This is a genomic window from Candidatus Accumulibacter sp. ACC012 (genome assembly GCF_907163155.1).
Classification (GTDB): Bacteria; Pseudomonadota; Gammaproteobacteria; order Burkholderiales; family Rhodocyclaceae; genus Accumulibacter; species Accumulibacter delftensis.
In genome coordinates this window covers 76,692-100,164 of sequence record NZ_CAJQUC010000020.1, presented here as the reverse complement: position 1 = coordinate 100,164, position 23,473 = coordinate 76,692, and the positions used below count along the sequence as shown (strand labels likewise).

Annotated in this window: 22 protein-coding genes; 6 read left to right on the top strand and 16 right to left on the bottom strand. The window is 62.5% G+C overall.

The features are described 5' to 3' along the window. Window positions 1–34: 34 nt before the first annotated feature. The 13 genes from QZ648_RS19855 to rpe form a co-directional block, all read right to left on the bottom strand. On the bottom strand, window positions 35–1,378 hold the full coding sequence (locus QZ648_RS19855; protein ID WP_291998062.1) for a TolC family outer membrane protein: 1,344 nt from the start codon (window positions 1,376–1,378) through the stop codon (window positions 35–37). A gap of 17 nt (window positions 1,379–1,395) precedes the next feature. Further along, window positions 1,396–1,749 (bottom strand): rhodanese-like domain-containing protein, encoded by a 354-nt coding sequence (locus tag QZ648_RS19850; protein ID WP_291995804.1) that lies wholly within the window; start codon window positions 1,747–1,749, stop codon window positions 1,396–1,398. A gap of 18 nt (window positions 1,750–1,767) precedes the next feature. After that, window positions 1,768–2,421, bottom strand: a complete 654-nt coding sequence (locus QZ648_RS19845; RefSeq protein WP_291998067.1) for a protein-L-isoaspartate O-methyltransferase — start codon at window positions 2,419–2,421, stop codon at window positions 1,768–1,770. 307 nt (window positions 2,422–2,728) lie between these two features. After that, window positions 2,729–2,995, bottom strand: a complete 267-nt coding sequence (gene rpsT / locus QZ648_RS19840; protein ID WP_169065369.1) for a 30S ribosomal protein S20 — start codon at window positions 2,993–2,995, stop codon at window positions 2,729–2,731. A 175-nt stretch (window positions 2,996–3,170) separates the two neighbouring features. Next, complete coding sequence (locus QZ648_RS19835) at window positions 3,171–4,298, bottom strand: porin (protein WP_291998061.1); 1,128 nt, start codon at window positions 4,296–4,298, stop codon at window positions 3,171–3,173. A 373-nt stretch (window positions 4,299–4,671) separates the two neighbouring features. Then, entirely contained in the window at window positions 4,672–5,862 is a 1,191-nt protein-coding gene (locus QZ648_RS19830; RefSeq protein ID WP_291998060.1) for a porin, read from the bottom strand. 298 nt (window positions 5,863–6,160) lie between these two features. Then, window positions 6,161–6,949 (bottom strand): indole-3-glycerol phosphate synthase TrpC, encoded by a 789-nt coding sequence (gene trpC, locus QZ648_RS19825; RefSeq protein WP_291998059.1) that lies wholly within the window; start codon window positions 6,947–6,949, stop codon window positions 6,161–6,163. Beyond that, complete coding sequence (locus QZ648_RS19820; RefSeq protein ID WP_169065372.1) at window positions 6,946–7,545, bottom strand: Uma2 family endonuclease; 600 nt, start codon at window positions 7,543–7,545, stop codon at window positions 6,946–6,948. Before QZ648_RS19820 ends, trpC begins: the two co-directional genes overlap by 4 nt. A gap of 26 nt (window positions 7,546–7,571) precedes the next feature. After that, window positions 7,572–8,597, bottom strand: a complete 1,026-nt coding sequence (gene trpD, locus QZ648_RS19815) for an anthranilate phosphoribosyltransferase (RefSeq protein WP_169065373.1) — start codon at window positions 8,595–8,597, stop codon at window positions 7,572–7,574. After that, complete coding sequence (locus tag QZ648_RS19810) at window positions 8,594–9,166, bottom strand: aminodeoxychorismate/anthranilate synthase component II (protein WP_169065374.1); 573 nt, start codon at window positions 9,164–9,166, stop codon at window positions 8,594–8,596. The genes trpD and QZ648_RS19810 overlap by 4 nt, the downstream gene beginning before the upstream one ends. A 249-nt stretch (window positions 9,167–9,415) precedes the next feature. Beyond that, window positions 9,416–10,888 (bottom strand): anthranilate synthase component I, encoded by a 1,473-nt coding sequence (gene trpE, locus QZ648_RS19805; protein ID WP_169065375.1) that lies wholly within the window; start codon window positions 10,886–10,888, stop codon window positions 9,416–9,418. 171 nt (window positions 10,889–11,059) lie between these two features. After that, complete coding sequence (locus QZ648_RS19800; RefSeq protein WP_169065376.1) at window positions 11,060–11,746, bottom strand: phosphoglycolate phosphatase; 687 nt, start codon at window positions 11,744–11,746, stop codon at window positions 11,060–11,062. Beyond that, window positions 11,743–12,432, bottom strand: a complete 690-nt coding sequence (gene rpe / locus QZ648_RS19795) for a ribulose-phosphate 3-epimerase (RefSeq protein WP_169065377.1) — start codon at window positions 12,430–12,432, stop codon at window positions 11,743–11,745. The genes QZ648_RS19800 and rpe overlap by 4 nt, the downstream gene beginning before the upstream one ends. A gap of 150 nt (window positions 12,433–12,582) precedes the next feature. On the opposite strand from rpe, the gene apaG reads away from it, so the two are divergent. Then, window positions 12,583–12,966 carry a Co2+/Mg2+ efflux protein ApaG gene (gene apaG / locus QZ648_RS19790; RefSeq protein WP_169065378.1) on the top strand — a complete coding sequence of 128 codons (384 nt, stop codon included), beginning with the start codon at window positions 12,583–12,585 and terminating at the stop codon, window positions 12,964–12,966. Window positions 12,967–13,058: 92 nt separating this feature from the next. On the opposite strand, the gene argJ is transcribed toward apaG, so the two are convergent. Further along, window positions 13,059–14,306 carry a bifunctional glutamate N-acetyltransferase/amino-acid acetyltransferase ArgJ gene (argJ, locus tag QZ648_RS19785; protein WP_169065379.1) on the bottom strand — a complete coding sequence of 416 codons (1,248 nt, stop codon included), beginning with the start codon at window positions 14,304–14,306 and terminating at the stop codon, window positions 13,059–13,061. Between the two features lie 139 nt (window positions 14,307–14,445). Then, a complete protein-coding gene (gene secA / locus QZ648_RS19780; protein WP_169065380.1) occupies window positions 14,446–17,160 on the bottom strand; it encodes a preprotein translocase subunit SecA in 2,715 nt (904 codons plus the stop codon). A 394-nt stretch (window positions 17,161–17,554) separates the two neighbouring features. On the opposite strand from secA, the gene QZ648_RS19775 reads away from it, so the two are divergent. From QZ648_RS19775 to ribD, 5 genes are all read left to right on the top strand, one after another. Next, entirely contained in the window at window positions 17,555–18,154 is a 600-nt protein-coding gene (locus tag QZ648_RS19775) for a CBS domain-containing protein (protein WP_291998058.1), read from the top strand. A gap of 448 nt (window positions 18,155–18,602) precedes the next feature. Further along, window positions 18,603–19,793: a cation diffusion facilitator family transporter gene (locus QZ648_RS19770; RefSeq protein WP_291998057.1), complete on the top strand. Its 1,191-nt coding sequence runs from the start codon at window positions 18,603–18,605 to the stop codon at window positions 19,791–19,793. 70 nt (window positions 19,794–19,863) lie between these two features. After that, window positions 19,864–21,123, top strand: coding sequence for a serine hydroxymethyltransferase (glyA, locus tag QZ648_RS19765; RefSeq protein WP_291998056.1), 1,260 nt, complete (start codon window positions 19,864–19,866; stop codon window positions 21,121–21,123). Next, window positions 21,120–21,590 (top strand): transcriptional regulator NrdR, encoded by a 471-nt coding sequence (nrdR, locus tag QZ648_RS19760; RefSeq protein ID WP_169065383.1) that lies wholly within the window; start codon window positions 21,120–21,122, stop codon window positions 21,588–21,590. The genes glyA and nrdR overlap by 4 nt, the downstream gene beginning before the upstream one ends. Beyond that, the gene (ribD, locus tag QZ648_RS19755) at window positions 21,590–22,696 is read left to right on the top strand and encodes a bifunctional diaminohydroxyphosphoribosylaminopyrimidine deaminase/5-amino-6-(5-phosphoribosylamino)uracil reductase RibD (RefSeq protein WP_291998055.1); all 1,107 of its coding nucleotides are present in this window, start codon (window positions 21,590–21,592) and stop codon (window positions 22,694–22,696) included. The genes nrdR and ribD overlap by 1 nt, the downstream gene beginning before the upstream one ends. On the opposite strand, the gene moeB is transcribed toward ribD, so the two are convergent. Then, a complete protein-coding gene (gene moeB, locus QZ648_RS19750) occupies window positions 22,638–23,447 on the bottom strand; it encodes a molybdopterin-synthase adenylyltransferase MoeB (RefSeq protein WP_169065384.1) in 810 nt (269 codons plus the stop codon). The genes ribD and moeB overlap by 59 nt on opposite strands. Window positions 23,448–23,473: the final 26 nt, after the last annotated feature.

Here is a 23,473-nt window from a genome sequence, read left to right as displayed (position 1 = left end):
TTCATGATCTGGGTTGTCTCGACGGTCATCATCTTCATGGCGCCTCGAAAAGGCTGTTGATCTGCTCCAGGTCGGTTTCAGCGAGCGCGCCCACGGCGGCTTTTAGTTTGAGTTGGGAAAGCAGGGTGTCGAAACGCGCTTTGGCCAGATCGCGGCGGGTGACGAAGACCTGATTCTCGGCGTTGAGCACGTCGATGTTGATGCGTACGCCAACCTCGTAACCGAGCCGGTTCGATTCCAGCGAACTGCGGCCGGAAACCAGTGCCGCTTCCAGGGCTCGTACGCCGGAGAGGCCATTGACGACCCCCAGATAGGACTGACGTGCGTTGAGCGTCGACGTGCGCCGGGCATTGTCGAGCGCAGCCTTTTCGGCGTCAAGCCTGGCGATCGCTTCGCGAGTCTTCGAGTTCACCGAACCGCCCTGAAAAATCGGGATATTGAGCTGCAGACCAATCTGATTGGTGTGGTTATCGATCGAGCCGACACCAAACTGGCCCGGGCCGTTGTTCTGGTTGACGTTGGCGACCATGTCCAGAGTCGGATAGTGCCCCGCCCTGCTCACCTCTACCGCCTTGGCGGCCGCTTCGGCAGCTGCCTTTTGCGCCTGGACGACAAAGCTGTCCTCTTCGGCAGCCGTCACCCATTGCTCCATGTTTGCCGGCTGCGGCGGTTGCATTACCGCCTGCGGCTTGAGCCGGTTCAACTCGCCGGTTTCCTTGCCGACGACCACGCTCAGCGCATAACGCTTGACGGCAAGCTCGCTTTCGGCGGCAACCTCCTGCGCGGTTGCCAGGTCGAAGCGCGACTGCGACTCGTAGGTATCGGTGACCGTGGCGATGCCGACCTCGAAGTTCTTCTTGGCCTGTGCCAGTTGTTGTGCAATCGCTGTCTTGTTGGCCTGCACCGCGCGCAGGTTCTCGATGGCAAAGAGGACATCGAAGTAGGCTTGCGCGACGCGCAGGATCAGATCCTGGCCGGCCTGCGCGAAATTGGCCTCGCTCTGCATGACCAGCAGCTTCGACTGGTCGTACTGAACGAAATTCTGCCAGCGGAACAGCGGCTGCGTCAGGTTCACCCCATAGGTGTTGCTATTGTACTTGTTGCTATACGATTCCCTGCTTGAGTCGATCCTGACCCTGTAGTCGGTGTCGTTCCAGAAGGTGTTGCCCGTCGCCGCAATGGTTGGCAGCAAACCGGCCAGTGCTTGCGGCTCTTTCTCGCGTCCGGCAGCCGCGGTGGCGCGTGCAGCCGCGTACTGCGCGTCGTAGCTCAGGGCATCGTGATACAGCTGCAGCAGGTCGGTGGCGTATCCGGGAGCTGCAGAAAGGAGAGCCGCCAGCAGGAGGCCGAGCTTGAGGGGGCGGGGTTTTACAGGCATCTTTTCTGAACTCGCTTTCAATATTTGTGCATTGCCGGATCGACGTCATTCGCCCAGGCGTCGACGCCGCCGCTGAGGTTGTAGATTGAACTGAAGCCCTGTCGCTCCAGAAAGCCGCCGACCTGTCGACTACGCACGCCGTGATGGCAGATGACGACGATATCGGCATCTATCGGTAGTTCATCGATGCGCGCGGCCAGGCTCTGCATTGGCAGCAGGCGAGAGCCGTCAAGGTGGCACAGCTCGAACTCCCAGGGTTCCCGGACATCGAGCAGCAGCGGTCGTTGTCGCCAGCCGCCAGCACCACTTTCCGGGGCCGCACTGCTGGCTGCCAACCATTCGGCCAACTCGGTCGCCGAGAGCTGCTGCATCGCGTCGTCGCCCGGGTGTCAGAAAACGAAGCGCTGGCGCGGCTTTGCCGTTCGTAGTGGTGCGACGACGGTCTCGAAAAGATTGATGGTGTTGAAGGCATTCTCGTCGCTGTGCGTCGTCAAGCGGGCCTGCATCGCCGGTGCTTCACCGATGAACGCCGTTAGACGGCCACCGATCTTCAATTGTTGCAGGAAAGCTTCGGGTAGCTCGGAGAGGGAGCCGGAGATGACAATCACGTCATAGGGGCCGTGCGCAGACCAGCCCTCGGAGGCGTCGCCAGTGTCGACGCTGACGTTGGCGACGCCCGCCTGTTGCAGATTGCGCTTGGCGGTTTCGGCCAGGAGCGGATCGATCTCGACGCTATAAACGTACTCCGCCTTTGTCGCCAGAAGGGCGGCCATGTGGCCGCTACCGGTACCGACCTCAAGCACGATATCGGTGTTCTTGACGCCCAGTTCCTGGAGAATGCGTGCCTCAATCTTCGGTTGCAGCATGGTCTGGCCATTGCCGATGGGCATTTCGATGTCGGCAAACGCCAGCATCTGGTGGGCCGCTGGCACGAAGTGTTCACGCTTGACCGCATCAAGAACTGCCAGTACTTCCGGATCCAGCACCTCCCAGGGGCGGATCTGCTGCTCGATCATGTTGAAGCGAGCCTGTTCCATATCCATCGTCACCGCTGTCATAGCATTCCCCATCACAATTGCAATATTAGTGCGATCTAATATTCGATCTGCAGCGAGATTATACCCCGGTATCTGCCGACGGTCGCGGCGAAGCCTTTGTCGCGCACGGCTGGGCGCCAGTGTCGTGTTGCACGCCGTATGGAAGCTATAGATTCCGCCTGCCGCGTGGTTTCGCGCGACGTTCTGGGTCGCCGAAAGTCGCATCAAGAAGGCAGCAGCAGCGGACTCGCAGGCAAAAAAAAACGGCACCCTGAGGTGCCGCTTCCGCTATTTCTGCTGCCCTGCCGCTGGACTAAGCGGCCAGGCCCTTGATCTGAGCCGAGAGGCGGCTCTTCTGCCGAGCGGCCTTGTTCTTGTGAATGATATTCTTGTCAGCGATGCGGTCAATCACCGCGACTGATTCCTGGAAAATACTCTGAGCCGCCGTTTTGTCGCCAGCGATGATCGCTTTCTGAACGCGCTTCACGGCGGTCCGCAGCGTCGAGCGCAGGCCGGCGTTGTGGATGCGTTGTTTGACGCCTTGGCGGGCTCGCTTGCGAGCTTGTGCGCTATTGGCCATGAATGTTTGTCCCTATGAAAAAGCTGATGAAGAACTTGAAAGGCGAGGATTGTACAGAGTCAGGCACGGCGACGCAAGGGGCCGAGCCCTGGATGTCAGGATCCTGATAAGGAGGCGTAGCCGGGAAGCAAAAAAACGGGCGCCAGGCGCCCGTTCCTTCTGCGACCCAAAGAACCTAGAAGCTGTGCGTCATGCCCGCACCGATGGCATAGTTGCTCTCGCCGACCGCGCCGATGCCGATCTGGCCACCGCCGGTGATTGGCGCCAATTGCGTCTGCATGGGCAGCGAGTACTTGTCGTTGCTGAAGTAGCTGTATGCGGCATATACAGAGGTCCGCTTCGACAGCGGGTAGCTGTACATGGTGCCCGCTCCCCAGCTGCTGCCGTCCTTCATCTTCGTGTTATCCAATGACAGTTCGCCGTAGCTCAGGGAGGCCGTGCCGGCACCGATCGGTGCATTGATGCCTACCGTCCAGAGATCGCTCCCTTTAAAAGTGGGCGTCGCCTGGGTGGTCTGGCTATACAGCTCCTGATAGCTGGCGAACAGCTTGACGACTTTGAAATCGTAGCTACCGCCGAGATACCACTCGTTGATGTCCTTGCCCGTAGGGTTCTTGGGTGTGGTGTCGGTCGCGGGAATCACGACGTCCTGGCGGCCCTGGTATACCAGGTCGACGTTGATCGGACCATTGGCGTAGTTGGCGCCAACACCATACTTGCCCCCGTCGCTCGTGCTGTTCTCGACACCTTCTTCACCGAATCCGTAGATCGCGCTGAAGCTAAGGCCGGAGTAGTTGTTGCTGGTATAGGTGATGGCATTGTTGAAGCGCGCGGGGCTGTTCGGAGTGATCGACATGCCGGACAGAACGCTAAGGTTCGACTGGATGGCCAGGTCGGTTGCGTCGAGGGCCGAGTTGCGTGCCGAGGCGTTGAAGCCCGGGGCATATTGACGACCGAGAGCGACGGTGCCGAGCTTGTCGCTGGCGAGGCCGACGAATTGCTGGCGGGCGTTGAGGCCGCCGGTACCGATGCCTTGGTTGCTATCGATGTCCAGGCCGTACTCAAGCGTGAACACAGCGCTCAGGCCATTGCCCAGCGCTTCCGAGCCCTTGAAGCCGATACGGTTGCCAGCACTGATGCCGGAAGAAAGGCCGCTGAAGGTGTTGGAACCCCCACCCGGCTGGTTGCCCGATGAGTAAAGGTAGCCGGCATCCACGACGCCGTACACGGTGACGTTGGTCTGCGCGAGGGCGGCGCCCGAAGCCAGGCTGGCAACAGCCAGTGCGATAATTTTCCTTTGCATGATGAATCTCCTTATTTTCCAGAAACGCCAAGATTAAATCTGCTCCGCCAGATTGATTCATTGGCAAGAGAATTTTGCGATGTGCTGGCAACGATCATCGCAGACGGCCAGACTACGAGCAAGCGTGCTGGCCACCATTTCGGCGCCCTGACGGCGGTTGTTGCATTTTTGTCACAGGTGGGTCGCCGAAATACGCTTTGCTGCCGGCCATGGGAGCTTGGCGCAAGGCGCTCCCCGTCCGTCGTTCAGCATTTGTCCGCGGAACTGCTCCGCGACAGGCGTTGTAAGGATCGACGAGCGGCTGTACCCGAACGCGGGCGAAAAAAACGGGCGCCGAAGCGCCCGTTTCTCAAACTAACTGACCGAAGTCGAATTAGAACGTGTGGTTAACACCAGCGGCGAAGGTGTTGTTGGTCTCGTTGACCTGGCCAACACCGGCAGGAACGCCAGAGAAGCGGATCGGCAGGCTCATCTTGTCGTTGTCGACCCAGACATAGCCGGCGTACAGGGTGGTGCGCTTGGACATGGCGGTCGTCCAGGCGAGAGTTGCGGTGTTGCTCTTGCCGTCAACTCTGGAACCACGTGGGCCTGCATCCATCTCGAGCTGACCATAGGTCAGGAGTACATTGCTGGCAGCCATCACCGGGACCTTTACGCCAAGGGACCAGACGGTGTTGTCGTTGTTGGCGACGTTCTTGTCGTTCTGCTGCTGATAGCTGGCCGAGACCTTGGCGGCCTTGAAGTCATAGGAGGCGCCGATGTAGCCTTCGTTGATGTCGTTGCCCCAGAGGTTCGGGACGGCCATGGCCGAGTCCGCGGTCGGAACGACGCTGTAACGCTGCTGGTAGACCAGGTCAATGTTCAACGCTCCGTTGGAGTAGTTGCCGCCAAGACCGAATCTGCCGTTGTCAGTGCTGGAAAGATTGCTATCGTAGACGCGCAGGTTGGCGTTCGAGTCCTTACCGTCCTTGGCGAGGGTCTCGCTCTCGCCGAAAGCGTAGATCGCTTTGGCGGTGAAGCCGCTCCAGTTGGGCGAGGTGTAGGTGGCGGCGTTGTTCCAGCGCGCTGCCGAGTTCGGGGTGATGGTGTTGCCGGCCTGCGAGCTCAGGATGGACTGCGAACCGAGGCTCGAACCGGCGAGCACATCGTTATTGACCGTTGCCACATAGCCAGGGGCATACTGACGGCCGAGGGCGACGGTACCGAGCTTGTCGCTTTGCAGGCCAACGAACTGTTGACGAGCGTTGAGGCCGCCGTTGCCGTTGCTGGTGCCGACGCCGGTGTTGTCGTCGATGGTCAGCGAGTACTCGAGAGTGAAGATGGCGCTCAGACCGTTGCCGAGGGCCTCCGTGCCGCGGAAGCCGATCCGCGAACCGCCCAGGATGCCGGACTGGACGCCGCTGAAGGTCTTGTTGCCATTGTTGGTGTTGAGGATGTTATTCGAGCCGCCGCTGGAGTAGACATAGCCGGCGTCAGCAATACCGTAAATGGTGACGTTGGTCTGGGCAAGAGCGGCGCCCGAGGCCAGGCTGGCAACGGCCAGCGCGATGATTTTCTTTTGCATGGTGAATCTCCTCTAAGTTTGCGATCAATGAATCCAACTGGTGCTTCATCAAACTGGACCTCTCGGTAAAGACGAGAAGTTGGAGTGATTGTGGCAAACGCCGATAAGCGCGGCAAGTTCCCCGAGTGCTTTAGTGGCTTGTTGGGAAAAGAGTGTTGGGTTTTTGCAACAAGCCTGGCGATTCCTTGGGTGCAGCTCTTCGGAGCGAGCTCTTTCGCACGTTTCGGTTTCGCTGGCGCGCTGCGAATTCTGATGGCCAGCGCCCTGCTCGGGAAGCCTCCGGGGATTCCTGAATGGATCAGGAAAACAGTGCAGCGAGGGCTTCTCCGGGTTCGCTGGCGCGCATGAAGGCTTCGCCGACGAGGAAGGCGTGGACCCCGTGGTCGCGCATCAAGGCGACGTCGCGATTGGCAAGAATGCCGCTTTCGGTGACCACCAGGCGATCTTCCGGGATCGCTGGCAACAAATCGAGAGTCGTCTGCAGATTGACTTCGAAGCTGCGCAGGTTGCGATTGTTGATGCCGATCAAGGGCGTGGCGAGTTGCAGGGCGACTTCCAGTTCCTGGCTATTGTGTACTTCGACGAGCACGGCCATCCCCAGGCTGTCGGCGATGGCCTCGAAGTCGAGCATGGTGGGCAGGTCCAGCGCCGCAGCGATCAGCAGGATCGCGTCGGCGCCCATCGCGCGCGCTGCGAAGAGCTGATACGCATCGACCAGAAAGTCCTTGCGCAATACCGGCAGCGCGCAGGCTGAACGCGCCGCTTGCAGATAGGCGGGCGAGCCCTGGAAAAACTGGCTGTCAGTGAGCACCGATAGACAGGCTGCGCCGTGGCGTTGATAACTGGCGGCGATCTCGGCGGGGTGGAAATCGGCACGCAGGACGCCGCGGGAGGGGCTGGCTTTCTTTATTTCGGCGATCACCGCCGGCTGCGCGGCGGCAATTCTGCTGCGCAGGCTGGCGACGAAGTCGCGTGTTGGGGGCTGTTTCTCGGCGGCGGCACGCAGCTCAGCCAGAGGGGTGGCGGCCTGCGCCGTCGCGACCTCGTCATGTTTGACGGCAAGAATTCGCTTCAGGATGTCGCTCATCGCGGTGCGCTCTCCGTGCTCTGTGTGGCGCCTTCTTCGGCGGTGTCTTCGAGGATCTGGTCAAGCGGCAACTGCAGCGCCAGGGAAGCCAGTTCGACCGTTTCGCCAGGGCCATAGTCATGCAGCACCCAGTGATTCTCCGCGTCGCGACGGAAGACTTCGACGTGTTGCACCGCCAGGTCGATCAGTACGTAGTCCTGCAGGCTGTCGAGTTTGCGATAGGCGGCGAACTTGCCGCCGCGGTCGAAGGCCGCGGTCGACTCGGAAAGGATTTCGGCGACCAGCAGGGGATGGCTGACATAGTCAGGCGTCAAGCGGTCGCGCGGGTCGCAGGTGACCAGTACGTCTGGATAGAAAAAGCAATCGGCGGCTTCGACGCGGGCCTTGACCGCTTCGACGAAAACTCGACACGGAGTGGCTTTGAGTGCCTGGCGCAGAGCGCTGGCCAGGTTCAGCGTGGCCACATTGTGCGACTGGCGCACGCCGACCATGGCGAAGACCTCGCCGGCGACGTATTCGTGACGCTCGATCTGTGCGTCTTCCCAGGCCAGGTAAGCGGCCGCATCGAAGTGCTTTTCAGTTTGCGGGATGGCCATGCCGGTCTCCTCTGCCAGGTCGCTGATCAGGCCGAGAAGTCGCGCGTGAAGGCGACGAATTCGTCGAGCCTGGCGAGGGCGGCGCCCGCGGCGATGGCTTCGAAAGCGCGCTCGACGCCGTCGGCCAGCGTCTCGCTGAGGCCGCTGACGTAGATGCTCGCGCCGGCATTCAGGGCGACGATGTCACGCGCCGCGCCGCTCTTGTTCTGCAGGGTGGCGAGCAGCATCGCTTTCGACTCTTCGACGTTGGCGACACGCAAGGCGCCGGGATCCTGCACCGACAGATTGAACTGCTCCGGGTGGATGCTGTACTCGTCGATACGGCCGTCTTTCAGTTCGCCGACCAATGTTTCACCGGCGATCGAGATCTCGTCGAGACCTTCGCGGCCGAAAACGGTCAGCGCGCGCGAACTGCCGAGTCGTTGCAGGACACGCACCTGGATTCCCACCAGGTCGGGATGAAAAACACCGAGTACCTGATTGTCGGCGCCGGCCGGGTTGGTCAGCGGGCCGAGAATGTTGAACAGGGTGCGCACGCCCAACTCGCGGCGGACCGGCGCCGCGTGCTTCATTGCGCTGTGGTGATTGGGGGCGAACATGAAACCGATGCCGACTTCGTCGATGCATTGTCCGACCTGCGCCGGGCTGAGGTTGATATTGACGCCGAGCGCTTCGAGGACGTCGGCGCTGCCGGACTGCGACGAGACCGAGCGGCCGCCGTGCTTGGCGACCCGGGCGCCGGCCGCCGCGGCGACGAACATCGCCGCCGTTGAAATGTTGAAGGTCTGCGCGCCGTCGCCGCCGGTGCCGCAGGTATCGACCAGGTGCGCGCGATTGCCGGGCACGACCTTGGTCGACAATTCCCGCATCACCTGCGCCGCGGCCGAAATCTCGCCGATGGTTTCCTTCTTGACGCGCAGACCGGTAATGATCGCCGCGATCATTACCGGCGTCACTTCACCACTCATGATCTGGCGCATCAGAGAGACCATTTCGTCGTGAAAGATCTCGCGGTGTTCGACGACTCGCGCCAGTGCTTCCTGTGCTTTCATTTGCTGTGCTCCTCGAGGAAGTTTTTCAACAGGTCGTGACCGCGCTCGGTCAGGATCGATTCCGGATGGAACTGAACGCCTTCGACGGCCAGGCTACGGTGACGCAAGCCCATGATCTCGCCGTCATCGGTCCAGGCGGTAATCTCCAGGCAGTCCGGCAGGGAGTGGCGCTCGACGGCCAGCGAGTGGTAGCGCGTACAGGTCAGTGGGTTCGGCAGCCCGCGAAATACGCCCTGATTGGTGTGCTCGACCGGCGAGACCTTGCCATGCATCAACCTGTGCGCGTGAACCACGCGACCGCCGAAAGCTTCACCGATCGCCTGGTGACCGAGGCATACGCCGAGCAGTGGAATCCTGCCGGCAAACTCGCGAATCGTCGCCAGCGAGATGCCGGCTTGTGCTGGCGTGCACGGACCCGGAGAAATGACCAGTAGCGCCGGGTCGAGACGAGCAATCTCCGGGATCGAAATGGCATCGTTGCGGAACACCCTGACCTCCTGACCCAACTCGCCAAAATACTGGACGAGGTTGTAGGTAAAGGAATCGTAGTTGTCGATCATCAGGAGCATTTGCGGCCTATCCTATTGATTGCGTTGAGCGCGCTCGGCGATGCTGCTTATCGATACCCGTCCGCTGCTCGTTGCGGAGTGGGAAGGTCGAAAGCTCTGGCCGGAGACGGGGAGATTGTCGCATATCTGTTTTTCTTGCGCGCCGCTGCTGCCGGCACGATTCAATTCGGGTTGAGCCCGCTCCAGCCGCGGAACTGTCCAGGTGTCAATCGCGTCCTCGCACCCGGTTGTCGCGCGGCCTCTCCCTATTCACAAGCGTGTGTCGAGGCCGTGTTCGGCGAGTTCTGCGGCGCGCAGCACGGCCTGTGCCTTGTTCTGGGTTTCCTGCCATTCGGAAGCCGGGTCGGAATCGGCGACGATGCCGGCACCGGCCTGCACGTGCAGCTGGCCGTCCTTGACGATGGCGGTACGGATGGCGATGGCCAGATCCATGTCGCCGTTGAAACCCATGTGCCCGACGGCACCGGCATAGATGCCGCGCTTGACCGGTTCCAGCTCGTCGATGATCTCCATCGCCCGCACCTTGGCAGCGCCGGAGACAGTTCCCGCCGGGAAAGTGGCCTTGAGGACATCGAAGGCGTTCAGCTCGGGGCGCAGTCGGGCTTCCACATTCGAGACGATATGCATCACGTGCGAGTAGCGCTCGACGATCATGTTTTCGGTGAGCTTGATGCTGCCGACACGGGCGACGCGGCCGGCGTCGTTGCGGCCGAGGTCGAGGAGCTGCACATGCTCGGCACGTTCCTTTTCGTCGGCCAGCAACTCGTCGGCGAGGGCCTGATCTTCGGCGAAGGAAACACCGCGCCGACGGGTACCGGCGATCGGCCGCACGGTCACCGTGTCGCCCTCGAGGCGAACCAGGATCTCCGGCGAGGCGCCAACGACGTGGAAGTCCTCGAAGTCGAAATAGAACATGTACGGCGAGGGATTGAGCGAGCGCAGCGAGCGATACAGGGCCATCGGGCTGGCGGTCAGTGGTTTGCTCATGCGTTGCGAGAGGACGACCTGCATGATGTCGCCTTCGGTGATATAGCGCTTGGCTTTGAGCACCGCCTTCTTGAACTGCGCTTCACCAAACATTGAGGTCGCCGGCTGCGAGGGCTGCGGCTTTTCGGCGGGAATGCGCACCGGTTCGCGCAGCTTGGCCAGCAGTTCCCGCAGTCTTGCCTGGGCCTTCTGGTAAGCGCCGGGAACGCCCGGTTCGGCGTAGACCACCAGCGTCAGCTTGCCCGAGACGTTGTCGACCACGGCGATCTCTTCGGAGAGCAGGAGGACGATGTCGGGAATGCCGAGGTCGTCGGGCTTCTGCGAGCGCGTCAGGCGCGTCTCGATATAGCGCACGGTATCGTAGCCGAAGCACCCGACCAGGCCCCCGCAGAAGCGTGGCAGGCCGGTGGTCGGTGCGGCGCGAAAGCGCTGCATGTATTTGGCAATGAAGTCGAGCGGGTTGGTGTCGTCTTCGCGTTCGGCGATGCGATTGCCGTTGAGCACCAGTACCTGATGCGCGTTGACCACGATTCGCGTCGGACTGGCCAGGCCGATGATCGAGTAACGGCCGAAGCGCTCGCCGCCTTGCACCGATTCAAGCAGGTAGGTGTAGGGCTGGTTGGCCAGTTTGAGGTAGATCGACAAGGGGGTGTCGAGATCGGCAAAAGTTTCCAGCGTCACCGGGATACGGTTGTAGCCTTCGGCGGCCAGCCGATTGAAATACGCTGCAGTCATGGGAACTCCACAAGAAAACACTGCTGGAAGAGGTGTGCACCAGGCTCGATGCACGCCGCGGGGCGGGGGGGCAGCGGCGACGCTGCCGGCCTGTCTACCGGCGCCAGGGGCGCCAGGGCCAGGCCTCTGCCCGACTGGCAGGCGGCGAATGCAATTTGTGGTCGATGGTGTTCATGCGTGACTGACGCGCTGGGCCGCTTCGGCGAGGGTCGAAACTATAGCATCGCAAGCGAGATCGCTCACCCCGCGCCCTTCGTTGTAGCCGTAGGGGACCAGAAAGACATGGCAGCCAGCCGAGCGTCCGGCGTGAAAATCGTGCACCGAATCGCCGATCATCAACACCTCGGCGGGCGAGGCGCCGAGGCGGCCGCTGGCCCAGATCACCGGCATCGGGTCGGGTTTAGCCCGTGGCAGTACGTCACCGCTGACGACCACCTGGAAAAAAGGTGCCAGACCGACCTGCTCAAGCAGCGGAACCGAGAAGGCTTCGGCCTTGTTGGTAATCACTCCGAGCGGCAGGCCCAGGTCCCGGAAGGCTTCGAGGCCTTCGCGGACGCCCGGAAAAAGGAGCGCGTGGCGTCCGTTGGCAATCGCGTAGTGGTGCCGGAAACTGTCCAGCGCTGCCTTGGGCGGCGGCGCCGGGTCATCGGCAGCGACCATGTTGCCGGCGAGAACGCGCTTGACCAGATTGGGAATGCCGCGCCCGACGTAGCTGCGAACCGCTGCCACAGCAATTTCCGGGCGACCGAGGTCGCCGAGCATGGCGTTGGCTGCGGCGTGCAGATCGAGGACGGTATCGATCAGCGTGCCGTCCAGATCGAAGAGCACGGCGCGCACGGCGAGTGGACCTGAGATCATGCGGTCGCCAGTTGCGCGCGCAGCGCCGCGATGACCGTGTCGTAACGATTGGCGTCGCTGTCGCTGCCAGCGCCGAAGACTGCCGAACCGGCGACGAAAGCGTCGGCGCCGGCGGCGGCAATCTCGGCAATGTTGTCCACCTTCACCCCGCCATCGACCTCAAGGCGGATGTGGCGCCCACTTTCGCGTTCGTAGGCGTCGATGCGCGCGCGTGCGGCGCGCAGTTTGGCCAGCGTCGCGGGGATGAACTTCTGTCCGCCGAAGCCGGGGTTGACGCTCATCAGCAGGACGATATCCAGCTTGTCCATGACGTAGTCCATGACGTCCAGCGGCGTCGCCGGATTGAACACCAGGCCGGCCTGGCAGCCGCATTCACGAATCAGCGCCAGTGAGCGGTCGACATGCTCGCTGGCTTCGGGGTGAAAAGTGATGAGGTTGGCGCCGGCCTTGGCAAAGTCGGGAATGATGCGGTCGACGGGTTTGACCATCAGGTGCACGTCGATCGGTGCCTTGGTCAGCGGGCGGATCGCCGCGCAGATCAGCGGGCCGATGGTCAGGTTGGGTACGTAGTGGTTGTCCATGACATCGAAGTGAATCCAGTCGGCGCCGGCGGCAAGGACGTTGATCACTTCCTCGCCAAGCCTGGCGAAATCGGCGGAAAGAATGCTGGGCGCTATGACGTGCATGGACAAAAACCCGCGGGAAAGATGAGGGCATATTTTAGCGCGAAACGGCTTCCTTCGGCCGCGCGCCGTGTCGGGCCTGGTCGTCGGACTTGTCAGCGTGCGCGCTTTGGTGTGCAATGCCGGTTCTGATCGTCCCAACATTGAGCAAACATGGCCGAAAGCAAGAAATACGAGGTCGCAGTCAGCGCGGTCCCGAAATATATCGCCGAGCAGTCGGATCCGGCCAACGACAGCTATGTCTTTGCCTATGCGATTACCATCGAGAACGTCGGAACCGTGCCTGCGCAATTGATTTCGCGGCACTGGATCATCACCGATGCCGCCGGCGAGGTGCAGGAGGTGCGCGGCCTCGGCGTCGTCGGCCGGCAGCCGCTGCTGCAGCCGGGCGAGAAGTTCGAATATACCAGCGGTTGCCAACTCGAAACGCCTGTCGGCACGATGCGCGGCAGTTACCAGTTAACGGCCGTAGACGGCAAGCAGTTCGACGCGGAAATCCGCGAGTTCACCCTCGCCGTGCCGCGTGTTTTGCACTGACGTTTGTACCGGCGGGGCCAGCGCAGGTCCTGTTGAGCGGCGTCGGCAGCGGCATTGGCCGCCAGCGGGTTCAGACCGATGCGAGGGGGCGGTCAACTGCGGTAGTCGGCGTTGATCCGCACGTATTCGTAGGAAAGGTCGCAGGTATACACCGCGGCACGCGCGCTGCCGCGTCCCAGGTCGACGCGGACACTGATTTCGGCCTCGCCCATGATGCGCGCACCGTCCTCTTCGCGATACGAAGCGGCACGGCCGCCTTTTTCGGCAACCAGAATCTCGCTGCCGCCACTCGCCAGCCAGACCCTGACCCGGTCGACGTCGAGCGGGTCGAGGGCGTCGATTTCGGCGTAGCCGATGGCCGCCAGGATGCGCCCCAGATTGGGATCGGACGCAAAGAAAGCCGTCTTGACCAGCGGTGAATGGGCGACGGCGTAGCCGACGCGCTTGCATTCCTGGCGGTCGCGGCCACCTTCGACGGCGACGGTGATGAATTTGCTGGCCCCTTCGCCGTCGCGAATGATCGCCTGGGCCAGTTCCATGGCGACGGCGATTAGCGCTTCGCGCAGTTGCGCGTAGGCCGCTGTCGACGCGTCCGCGATTTCGATGCCGCTCTGGCCGGTGGCGATCAGGATGAAGGAGTCATTGGTCGAGGTGTCGCCGTCGACGCTGATGCAGTTGAACGACTCGTCGGCAGCTTCGCGCAGCAGTTGCTCTAGCAGCGGCGCGGCGACGCCGGCATCGGTGGCGATGAAGCCGAGCATGGTCGCCATGTTCGGCCGGATCATGCCGGCGCCCTTGCTGATGCCGGTGATGGTGATGCGCTTGCCGTCGATCTCGAAGCGCCGCGAGGCGGCTTTGGCGACGGTGTCGGTGGTCATGATGGCGTGTGCCGCCGTATGCCAGTGGTCGGCGCGCAGGTCGGCGATACAGGCTGGCAGGCCGGCAATCAGGCGCTCGACGGGCAGCGGTTCGAGGATCACGCCGGTCGAGAAAGGCAGCACCTGGCGGTCATCGATAGCCAGCAGCTGGCTGAGGGCCGCGCAGGTTTCGGCTGCCGCCCGCAAGCCTTGCTCGCCGGTGCCGGCGTTGGCGACGCCGGTATTGATGAGTAGCGCGCGCGCATCGCTGCCGAGTTCCAGATGGCGGCGGCAGACGTGCACCGGTGCGGCGCAAAAGCGGTTGCTGGTAAATACGCCGGCGACGCGACAGCCGGGGTCGAGAGCCAGCACGGTCAGGTCATGCCGATCAGGCTTGCGGATGGCCGCCGCGGCGACGCCGAGACGAACGCCGGCAACCGGCCAGAGATCTGCGGCGGCGGGGGTACGATAATTGACGGGCATTGCAACCTCGCGAACGGGGTAGGGCAGAGACAGTGTGCGGCGGTAAGCGCAGGCTACGGCTTCGGCAGCGGGCGCCAGCGGCGCACGTGGGCGGTTATTCTCGCCGCCATGCAATTGGGTTTTGTGGTGGCAGCGGCGCTTACGACAACTTGCCGTGACAGACTTTGTACTTCTTGCCAGAGCCGCAGGGGCAGGGGTCGTTACGGCCGACTTTTGGCCCGGCCTGCAGCGGTTTCATGGCTGCCGCCGGAGGTCCTTGATCGTCGCTCCCCTGCGCTTCGTCGTAGCCGAGGTGCTGATACTGGACGTTCTGTACTTCGGCATGCGGAGCGCTTTCCTCGACATCCTGCGGGCGAATCTGAACGGTCATCAAGATTCGTGTCACGTCGGCGCGTACGCTGTCGAGCAAGCTCTCAAAAAGTTCGAAGGCTTCGCGCTTGTACTCTTGTTTGGGGTTTTTCTGTGCGTAGCCACGCAGATGAATTCCCTGGCGCAGGTGATCAAGTGCTGCCAGGTGCTCGCGCCAGTGTGTGTCCAGGCTCTGCAGCATGACGTTGCGTTCGAACTGGTGAAACATCTCGGCGCCGACCAGATCGACCTTGGCGGAATAGCTGGCCGTCGCCGCGTCGAGCATTCGCTCGAGCATTTCTTCGTCGCGTAAGTTGGGCTCGTCGCTTGACCAGGCGACAATCGGCAGCGCTAGCTGCAGGTCGGCGGCGAGCGTGTTTTCCAGCCCGGGCAGGTCCCATTGCTCATCGACGCTGTCGGTCGGTACGTGCCGCCGGAAATTCTCCTGCAACACCGCCGCACGCATCGCGGTGACCGTTTCCGAGATGTCTTCGCTCTCGAGCAAGTCGTTGCGCTGCGCGTAGATGACCTTGCGTTGATCGTTGGAGACGTCGTCGTACTCGAGCAGCTGTTTGCGAATGTCGAAGTTGCGCGCTTCGACCTTGCGTTGTGCCGATTCCAGTGAGCGTGAGACCAGCGGATGCTCGATCGGCTCGCCTTCGGGCATCTTCAGTCGCTCCATGATCGCTTTCAGGCGATCACCGGCAAAGATGCGCAGCAAGGAATCGTCAAGGGCCAGGTAAAAGCGTGAGGAGCCCGGGTCGCCCTGGCGGCCGGAACGGCCGCGCAGCTGGTTGTCGATGCGGCGCGACTCGTGTCGTTCCGAGCCGATGATGTGCAATCCTCCGGACGCCACCACCTGGTCGTGCAGCACCTGCCACTCGCCACGGATTTCGGCGATGCGCTGATCGCGCTCGTCGGCAGCGAGGTTTTCGCCGTCGCGGATCTCGCTGATCTGCTTTTCGATGCTGCCACCGAGAACGATGTCGGTGCCGCGACCAGCCATGTTGGTGGCGATGGTGATGATGCCCGGGCGGCCGGCTTGGATGACGATCTCGGCCTCACGCGCGTGTTGCTTGGCGTTGAGTACCTGGTGCGGCAGTTTCTCGTGGTCGAGCAGCGCCGAGAGCAATTCGGAATTCTCGATCGACGTCGTGCCGACCAGTACCGGCTGTCCGCGCTCGCGACAGCTGCGGATATCGGCGACGATGGCCGCATGTTTCTCCTGCGCGGTACGGAAGACTTGATCGTTGTTGTCGGTCCGCCGCATCGGCTTGTTGGGCGGGATGACCACCGTTTCCAGGCCATAGATCTGCTGAAACTCATAGGCCTCGGTGTCGGCTGTGCCGGTCATCCCCGACAGCTTGCTGTACATGCGGAAGTAGTTCTGGAAGGTAATCGACGCCAGCGTCTGATTCTCGTTCTGGATCTTCACGCCTTCCTTGGCCTCGACCGCCTGGTGCAGGCCCTCGGACCAGCGGCGGCCGGACATCAGGCGACCGGTGAACTCGTCGACGATGATCACCTCGCCGTTCTGCACCACGTACTGCTGATCCTTGAGGAACAGGTTGTGTGCGCGCAAGGCGGCGTAGAGGTGGTGAATCATCAGGATATTGCTGGCGTCGTAGAGACTGCCGCCGTCGGGAAGCAGGCCGGCAGCAGCGAGCATCTCTTCGGCGTGCTCGTGACCGGCCTCGGTCATCAGGATCTGATGACCTTTCTCGTCGACCCAGTAGTCGCCGGGACCATTTTCTTCCTTGCAGCGCTCGAGCATCGGCGCGATCGCGTTCATGCGTACGTAAAGATCGGTGTGGTCTTCGGCTTGTCCCGAAATGATCAGCGGCGTGCGCGCTTCATCGATCAGGATCGAGTCGACTTCGTCGACAATCGCGAAGCTGAGCTTGCGTTGTACGCGTTCGCCGGTCGTGTAGACCATGTTGTCGCGCAGGTAGTCGAAGCCGAACTCGTTATTGGTGCCGTAGGTGATGTCCGCAGCGTAGGCGGCCTGTTTGTCTTCGTGCTGCATCTGCGACAGGTTGACGCCGACCGAAAGACCCAGAAAGCGATGCAGGCGTCCCATCCATTCCGCGTCGCGGTTGGCCAGATAGTCGTTGACCGTCACGATGTGGACGCCCTTGCCGGCCAGGGCATTCAGGTAGGCAGCCAGCGTGGCGACCAGAGTCTTGCCTTCGCCGGTGCGCATTTCGGCAATCTTGCCGTCGTGCAGGACCATGCCGCCGATCAGTTGCACGTCGAAGTGCCGCATGCCGAGGGCCCGTTTGCCGGCTTCGCGCACGACCGCGAAGGCTTCCGGAAGGAGCGCGTCCAGCGTCTCGCCCTTGGCCACGCGTTCCTTGAATTCGACCGTCTTGCCGCGCAGCTCTTCATCGGACAACGCACTGATACCTTCCTCGAGCGCGTTGATCTTGCGGACAGCCCGCGAATACTGCTTGATCAGCCGATCATTGCGGCTGCCGAAAATCTTTTTGAGTAGGCCGGGAATCATTCTGGGAACGGTAAAGGAAGCTGCGAAGTTAGTGTAAGGACCCCTGCCAGGCAGCGGTACATTGCCATCGCCAGAAATGGCGAGCGATGGAGAGCCAGACGGGAGCAACCGGGATTGCAGCGCGGCAAAATCGGGCTGACAGGACTAAGTCAAGCGTACGGCGTGCGGTATGGATACTACCTTCAAGACTCGCTGGACGCAATTCTGGCTTCGTCTGGCGTCGCTCCGTTACGGCATTGAGAGGGGGCGTCTGACGTTAGCGAGGGCGCTGGCCCCTGCTGCGTCGGCCGTGGCGCTCAACGTCGGCGAGCGGCCGAGGCAGCCGAATTGCACTTGCCATGAAGGAAAGGCAGGTGCTTTAATTCTCCTACCGTCACCCACTGGGAGTCACGACATGTTAGATAGTCATTTCAAGCCTCTATCCTGGACCCGGCTCAGGAGAGGTGTTCCGTGTTACCTGCCGAAGGCTGTCGTCGGGGCGCGGGTTGGCGCTGATTCCCCGGCACTTGCAGTGATGACCGATTTTCGTCGCTTTGCGCCGGCCACCATTGCGCGCGACGCCGCACTTGACGAGGCCAACCGGCTGATGACCTTGTGCGACGTGCACTATTTGCTGGTCGGCGACGAGCAGCGGCAGTTGCTGGGCATTGTCACCGAGGCCTGCACCAAGGGACACCGGCCGCTGGCGACAGCGCATGCGATGGGAATTCGCCCTGGCGAGTTGGTGGTCGGCAACGTAATGATCAACAAGCACGACGACGCCGAGGTCGTGCATCTGCGGGATCTTGAAGGGGCAAAGGTCGGCCAGGTCGTGGCCACGCTCAAGCAACTGGGTACACCCAGCTGTCTGGTCGTCGAGCACGACGAAAGCGACAACCATATCCTCTGCGGTGCCTTCTTCCTGCATCAGATCGAGCGTCAGCTGGGCGGTGAGTCGACAACAGAAGAAGTCGCACACACTTTTTCGCAAGTGGTGAACTCGCTGGGGCGCTGAGCGGGCTCAGTTCTCTCAGGCCGCAGGCTCGCAGTCGACAGGGCGGGCCACGGCGGATCGCCGGGTGTCCGCCAAGAGCCCTATGCCGGATTTGTGCTCCGTGCTGATCAGGGCGACCTGCCGACCGGTGTGACAGAGCTTGCGTATCTCGCGTTGACCCAGTAATCGGCGGTCGCCCACTGGCACGGCTGCTGCCGCGTGATGTAGTGGCGCGGCAGCAAAGAAGGCGAAAATCGCTAAGGCAGGCGTAAGCAGGCGTCGGTAGTCTGTCGTTCATGCCACGAAGGAGCCATCAATGGGCGACGGCTAGACACCGCTCACCGCCCGGCGTCCTGTCGCTGCCTCGACGCGCGGGGCAAGGGCGAAGCTTGCAGGACTGTCGACCGATCCCTTTCCTGGTGATGGCGATAAAATATGACAAACCCTTCCTTACAGAGTGACCCAAAGCATGAGCAACACTAAGGCAAGCCCGGAAATTTCCTTCGATGACCCGGGACGGTATGCGCTGACCCAGCGCTGCACGTGGATCAGCGTGGTGGTCAACGTGCTGCTGACGGCGGCGCAGGTCGTCGCCGGTATCGTCGCCAACTCGCAAGCGCTGGTCGCCGATGGCATGCATTCGCTGTCCGATCTCGTTTGCGACTTCCTGGTGCTTTTCGCCGCCCATCACAGCAAGGATCCGGCTGACGAGAGTCACCCTTACGGTCACGCGCGCATCGAGACCGCGGCGTCGTTTGGCCTGGGGGCGATTCTCGCGGCCACCGGTGGCGCCATCATCTGGAGCGCCGGCGTCAAGTTGCAGGACCTCGCCAGCCTGCCGCCAGTGGCGCCGCTGGCGCTGTGGACGGCGCTTCTTGCGCTGGTCGCCAAAGAAGGCCTGTTTCGCTACATGCGGCATGTCGGTCAACGCCTGCGCTCGCCGATGCTGATCGCCAATGCCTGGCACGCGCGTTCGGACGCCGCTTCCTCGCTGGTGGTGGCGGTCGGGATTGGCGGCAATCTGCTGGGCTTCGTCTTTGCCGATTCCGTGGCCGCGGTGATCGTCGGTTTCATGATCGTGCGCATGGGGGTGGTGTTTTCCTGGGAGGCGCTGCAGGAACTGATCGACACCGGGCTGTCGGTCGAGGAGGTCGCCAGTATTCGCCAGGTGATCATCGACACCCAGGGAGTGGGCAGCCTGCATGAATTGCGCACTCGGCGCATGGCGCACCGCTCGCTAGTCGATGCGCATGTCTGCGTCAATCCGAGGATCAGCGTCTCGGAGGGGCATCGCATTGCCGAGGCGACGCGCAAGCGGGTGCTCGATAGTCACCCCACGGTCTCCGACGTGCTGGTACATGTCGATGTCGAAGACGACGAGGACCACGACGGCAAGAGCCAGCGCATGCCCGACCGCAGCGAGTTGATGGGTTTCCTGGCGCCGGTGCTGGCGAACCTGCCGAAACCGCAGCGTGTGGTCCTGCACTACCTCAATGGCCGTGTCGAAGCCGAGGTATTTCTGCCGTACGAGGCACTTGTAGACGCGGCCGTGGTGAGCACGGCGGAGCGTGAGTTCGCCGAGCGTCTGCGCGAGCATCCTTTGCTCGGCGCGCTGTCTATCAACTACCGCCAACGCGTTGTTCCCGTCCGCCGCGGCTGATTTCCGGCCCCGGTCAGAGCTCTGGCGCATGCTATAATCCCCTTCTTTTTCAAGGCTTGAGAGGCGTACGATGTTTTCGGCTAACGACACACTGGCGAAAGTGGATCCCGAAATCTGGCAGGCGATCGAAAACGAGAATCGGCGTCAGGAAGCGCATATCGAGCTGATCGCTTCGGAGAACTACGTCAGTCACGCGGTGATGGCCGCGCAGGGCTCGCAGTTGACCAACAAATACGCCGAAGGCTATCCGGGCAAGCGCTACTACGGCGGCTGCGAGCACGTCGATGTCGCCGAGCAACTGGCGATCGCGCGCCTGAAAAAGCTGTTCTCTGCCGAAGCCGCCAACGTCCAGCCGAATTCCGGGTCGCAGGCCAATCAGGCGGTTCTGATGGCTTTCGCCAAGCCGGGCGATACGATCATGGGCATGAGCCTGGCCGAAGGTGGTCACCTGACGCACGGCATGCCGCTGAATATGTCCGGCAAGTGGTTCAACGTCGTGGCCTACGGCCTCGACAAGCATGAAGCCATCGATTACGCGAAGATGGAAGCGCTGGCTCGCGAGCACAAGCCGCGGATCCTGATCGCCGGTGCCTCGGCCTACTCGCTGCGCATCGATTTCGAGCGCTTTTCCCGTGTAGCCAGGGAAATTGGTGCGATCTTCATGGTCGACATGGCGCATTACGCCGGTCTGATCGCCGCCGATTGCTATCCGAATCCGGTTCCGCACGCCGATGTGGTGACTTCGACCACGCACAAGACCCTGCGTGGCCCGCGCGGCGGCGTCATTCTGATGAAGGCCGAGCACGAAAAAGCGATCAACTCGGCGGTTTTCCCGGGTTTGCAGGGGGGCCCGCTGATGCATGTGATCGCTGCCAAGGCGGTGGCTTTCAAAGAGGCGCTGAAGCCCAGCTTTGCCAAATACCAGGAGCAGGTGCTGGCCAACGCCCGGGTTCTGTCGCGGGTACTGTCGGAAGAGCGTGGCATGCGTATCGTCTCGGGCCGTACCGAGTCGCACGTCTTCCTGGTTGACCTGCGGGCCAAGAACATCACTGGCAAGGAAGCCGAGGCAGCCCTGGGTGCGGCACACATCACGGTCAACAAGAACGCCATCCCGAACGATCCGCAGAAGCCCTTCGTGACTTCCGGTATTCGCATCGGTTCGCCGGCGATGACCACGCGTGGTTTCACCGAGATCGAATCCGAGCTGGTTGGCCACATGATCGCCGACGTGCTCGATGCGCCTGGTGACGAAAAGGTGCTGGCCAGAGTGCGCGCCGACGGTGCGGCGCTGTGCAAGAAGTTCCCGGTCTATGGCGGGACGGCCGGATGAAGTGCCCGTTCTGCGGTGCTGACGAAACAACCGTCGCTGATACCCGTATCAATGACGATGGTGACCTCGTCCGCCGCCGCCGGCGTTGTCTGAAATGCGACAAGCGGTTCACGACTTACGAGCGTGCCGAGTTGCGCATGCCGCAGGTGATCAAGAAGAACGGCTCGCGAGTCAATTTCGACGCCGAGAAGCTGGCCGCCAGTCTCCGCCTGGCCTTGCGCAAGAGACCGGTCGGCACCGAGGCGGTCGAGGCGGCGATTGCGCGCATCGAGGGGAAACTGCTGGCCCTCGGTGAGCGTGAACTGGCTTCGGAGAAAGTCGGCGAAATGGTTATGCTCGAATTGAAGAAACTCGACAAGGTGGCCTACGTTCGCTTCGCTTCGGTCTATCGTAATTTCGAGGACGTAGACGAGTTCTCCAAGCTGATTCGCGAAGTCTCTCGCTCGCCACAGAAACTCGGTCGCTGATGGCGCAGGGTTTCAGCGCCGCCGATCACGAAATGATGGCGCGGGCGCTGCGCCTGGCCGAGTTGGGTCTGCAGTCCACGACCCCCAATCCGCGTGTCGGTTGCGTCATCGTCAGTAATGGCCAGGTCGTCGGCGAAGGCTGGCATTTGCGCGCCGGCGAGGAGCACGCCGAAGTGCATGCTCTGCGCGCTGCCGCTGAACGTGCGCGCGGGGCGACCGTCTACGTGACGCTTGAGCCCTGCAGTCATCAGGGTCGCACGCCGCCGTGCACCGACGCGCTGTTGGCGGCGGGTGTGCGCCGCGTCGTTGCCGCCATGTCCGATCCCAATCCACTCGTCGCCGGGCAGGGGTTGGCTGGCCTGCGCGCTGCCGGGGTGCTTGCCGAGGAGGGCTTGCTGGCCGCCGAAGCTCGGGAACTCAACATTGGTTTCGTCGCTCGCATGACCCGTGCGCGACCCTGGTTGCGCATGAAGGTCGCCGCCAGTCTCGACGGCAAGACCGCACTGCACAACGGCGCCAGCCAGTGGCTGACCGGTGCGGACGCCCGTCAGGACGGGCATCGCTGGCGCGCGCGCGCCTGCGCCATGCTTACCGGCATTGGCACGGTCCGTCACGATGACCCACAGCTCAATGTGCGTGGGCTGGAAGGGCTGCGCAGCGATTTACGCCAGCCGCTGAAAGTGGTCGTCGATAGCCGGCTTGAACTGCCGCTGGACGCCAGACTGCTACGCGGCGGTGCCGTCCTGGTTGCTGCGGCCATTGGCGATGTCGCGCGGATCGCGGCTCTCCGGCAAGTCGGCGCCGAGGTGCTGCTCCTGCCTGGGCCGGACGGGCGGGTCGATCTGCTCGCCTTGCTCGCTGAACTTGCCTGCCGCGGCATCAACGAAGTGCACGCCGAAGCAGGGTTCCGCCTCGGCGGCTCGCTACTCGGTGCCGGCTTGGTCGATGAACTTCTGCTCTACCTGGCACCCTGTCTGGTCGGCGACGCGGCGCGCGGGATGTTCGATCTGCCGGCGCTGGAGTCTTTGGCCGGCAAGCGCAGACTGCTCATTCGCGACCTGCGCCTGGTCGGCCCGGACCTGCGCCTGCTGGCACGCTTTGCCTGACGCTGTCGGACGCACAGACCGAACACTGGGGATCCTTGCTGAAGTTCACGCTGCGCCATTCCATTGACAAGCCGTCGAGCAGCCACAGACGGCCAAGGATGACGTCGCCGGCGCCGGCGATCAGTTTCAGTGCTTCGGCCGCCTGCATGGCACCAATGATGCCAGTGAGCGGTGCGAAGACACCCATCACCGCGCAGCGCTCCTCCTCGACGTCGTCGCCTTCCGGGAACAGGCAGCTATAGCAGGGCGTGTCCGGGTGGCGACTGTCGAAGACCGCGAGTTGGCCGGCGAAACGGATCGCCGCGCCGGAAACCAGTGGCGTGCGCTGTCGGACGCACTCCCGATTGACGGCGTGGCGGGTGGCGAAGTTGTCGCAGCAATCGAGCACCACGTCGGCGTCGGCGACCCGCGCCGCCAGCGCTTCGCCAGCAAGACGGCTGTTGATCGCCTTGACCTGCACTTCGGGATTGATGTGCGCCAGCGCGACCCGTCCTGAGCAGGCTTTGGGCTGGCCGATGCGCTCCTGAGTATGCAGGATCTGGCGCTGCAGATTGGTGAGGTCAACCTGGTCGCCGTCGGCGAGGGTAATGTGGCCCAGGCCGGCGGCGGCGAGATAGAGGGCGGCCGGAGAGCCCAGGCCGCCAGCACCGACAATCAGCGCCTTGGCGTTGACCAGGCGTTGCTGTCCTTCGATGCCGATCTCGTCGAGCAGGATGTGGCGGCTATAGCGAAGCAACTGCTCGTCGTTCATCGGGCGGGCCCTGGCCTCTTCCTGCA

Bases quoted from the DNA above. Each gene is read 5' to 3' on its own strand.
- QZ648_RS19855 (WP_291998062.1), bottom strand. From the start codon at position 1,378: ATGCCTGTAAAACCCCGCCCCCTCAAGCTCGGCCTCCTGCTGGCGGCT.
- QZ648_RS19850 (WP_291995804.1), bottom strand. From the start codon at position 1,749: ATGCAGCAGCTCTCGGCGACCGAGTTGGCCGAATGGTTGGCAGCCAGC.
- QZ648_RS19845 (WP_291998067.1), bottom strand. From the start codon at position 2,421: ATGGATATGGAACAGGCTCGCTTCAACATGATCGAGCAGCAGATCCGC.
- rpsT (WP_169065369.1), bottom strand. From the start codon at position 2,995: ATGGCCAATAGCGCACAAGCTCGCAAGCGAGCCCGCCAAGGCGTCAAA.
- QZ648_RS19835 (WP_291998061.1), bottom strand. From the start codon at position 4,298: ATGCAAAGGAAAATTATCGCACTGGCTGTTGCCAGCCTGGCTTCGGGC.
- QZ648_RS19830 (WP_291998060.1), bottom strand. From the start codon at position 5,862: ATGCAAAAGAAAATCATCGCGCTGGCCGTTGCCAGCCTGGCCTCGGGC.
- trpC (WP_291998059.1), bottom strand. From the start codon at position 6,949: ATGAGCGACATCCTGAAGCGAATTCTTGCCGTCAAACATGACGAGGTC.
- QZ648_RS19820 (WP_169065372.1), bottom strand. From the start codon at position 7,545: ATGGCCATCCCGCAAACTGAAAAGCACTTCGATGCGGCCGCTTACCTG.
- trpD (WP_169065373.1), bottom strand. From the start codon at position 8,597: ATGAAAGCACAGGAAGCACTGGCGCGAGTCGTCGAACACCGCGAGATC.
- QZ648_RS19810 (WP_169065374.1), bottom strand. From the start codon at position 9,166: ATGCTCCTGATGATCGACAACTACGATTCCTTTACCTACAACCTCGTC.
- trpE (WP_169065375.1), bottom strand. From the start codon at position 10,888: ATGACTGCAGCGTATTTCAATCGGCTGGCCGCCGAAGGCTACAACCGT.
- QZ648_RS19800 (WP_169065376.1), bottom strand. From the start codon at position 11,746: ATGATCTCAGGTCCACTCGCCGTGCGCGCCGTGCTCTTCGATCTGGAC.
- rpe (WP_169065377.1), bottom strand. From the start codon at position 12,432: ATGCACGTCATAGCGCCCAGCATTCTTTCCGCCGATTTCGCCAGGCTT.
- apaG (WP_169065378.1), top strand. From the start codon at position 12,583: ATGGCCGAAAGCAAGAAATACGAGGTCGCAGTCAGCGCGGTCCCGAAA.
- argJ (WP_169065379.1), bottom strand. From the start codon at position 14,306: ATGCCCGTCAATTATCGTACCCCCGCCGCCGCAGATCTCTGGCCGGTT.
- secA (WP_169065380.1), bottom strand. From the start codon at position 17,160: ATGATTCCCGGCCTACTCAAAAAGATTTTCGGCAGCCGCAATGATCGG.
- QZ648_RS19775 (WP_291998058.1), top strand. From the start codon at position 17,555: ATGTTAGATAGTCATTTCAAGCCTCTATCCTGGACCCGGCTCAGGAGA.
- QZ648_RS19770 (WP_291998057.1), top strand. From the start codon at position 18,603: ATGAGCAACACTAAGGCAAGCCCGGAAATTTCCTTCGATGACCCGGGA.
- glyA (WP_291998056.1), top strand. From the start codon at position 19,864: ATGTTTTCGGCTAACGACACACTGGCGAAAGTGGATCCCGAAATCTGG.
- nrdR (WP_169065383.1), top strand. From the start codon at position 21,120: ATGAAGTGCCCGTTCTGCGGTGCTGACGAAACAACCGTCGCTGATACC.
- ribD (WP_291998055.1), top strand. From the start codon at position 21,590: ATGGCGCAGGGTTTCAGCGCCGCCGATCACGAAATGATGGCGCGGGCG.
- moeB (WP_169065384.1), bottom strand. From the start codon at position 23,447: ATGAACGACGAGCAGTTGCTTCGCTATAGCCGCCACATCCTGCTCGAC.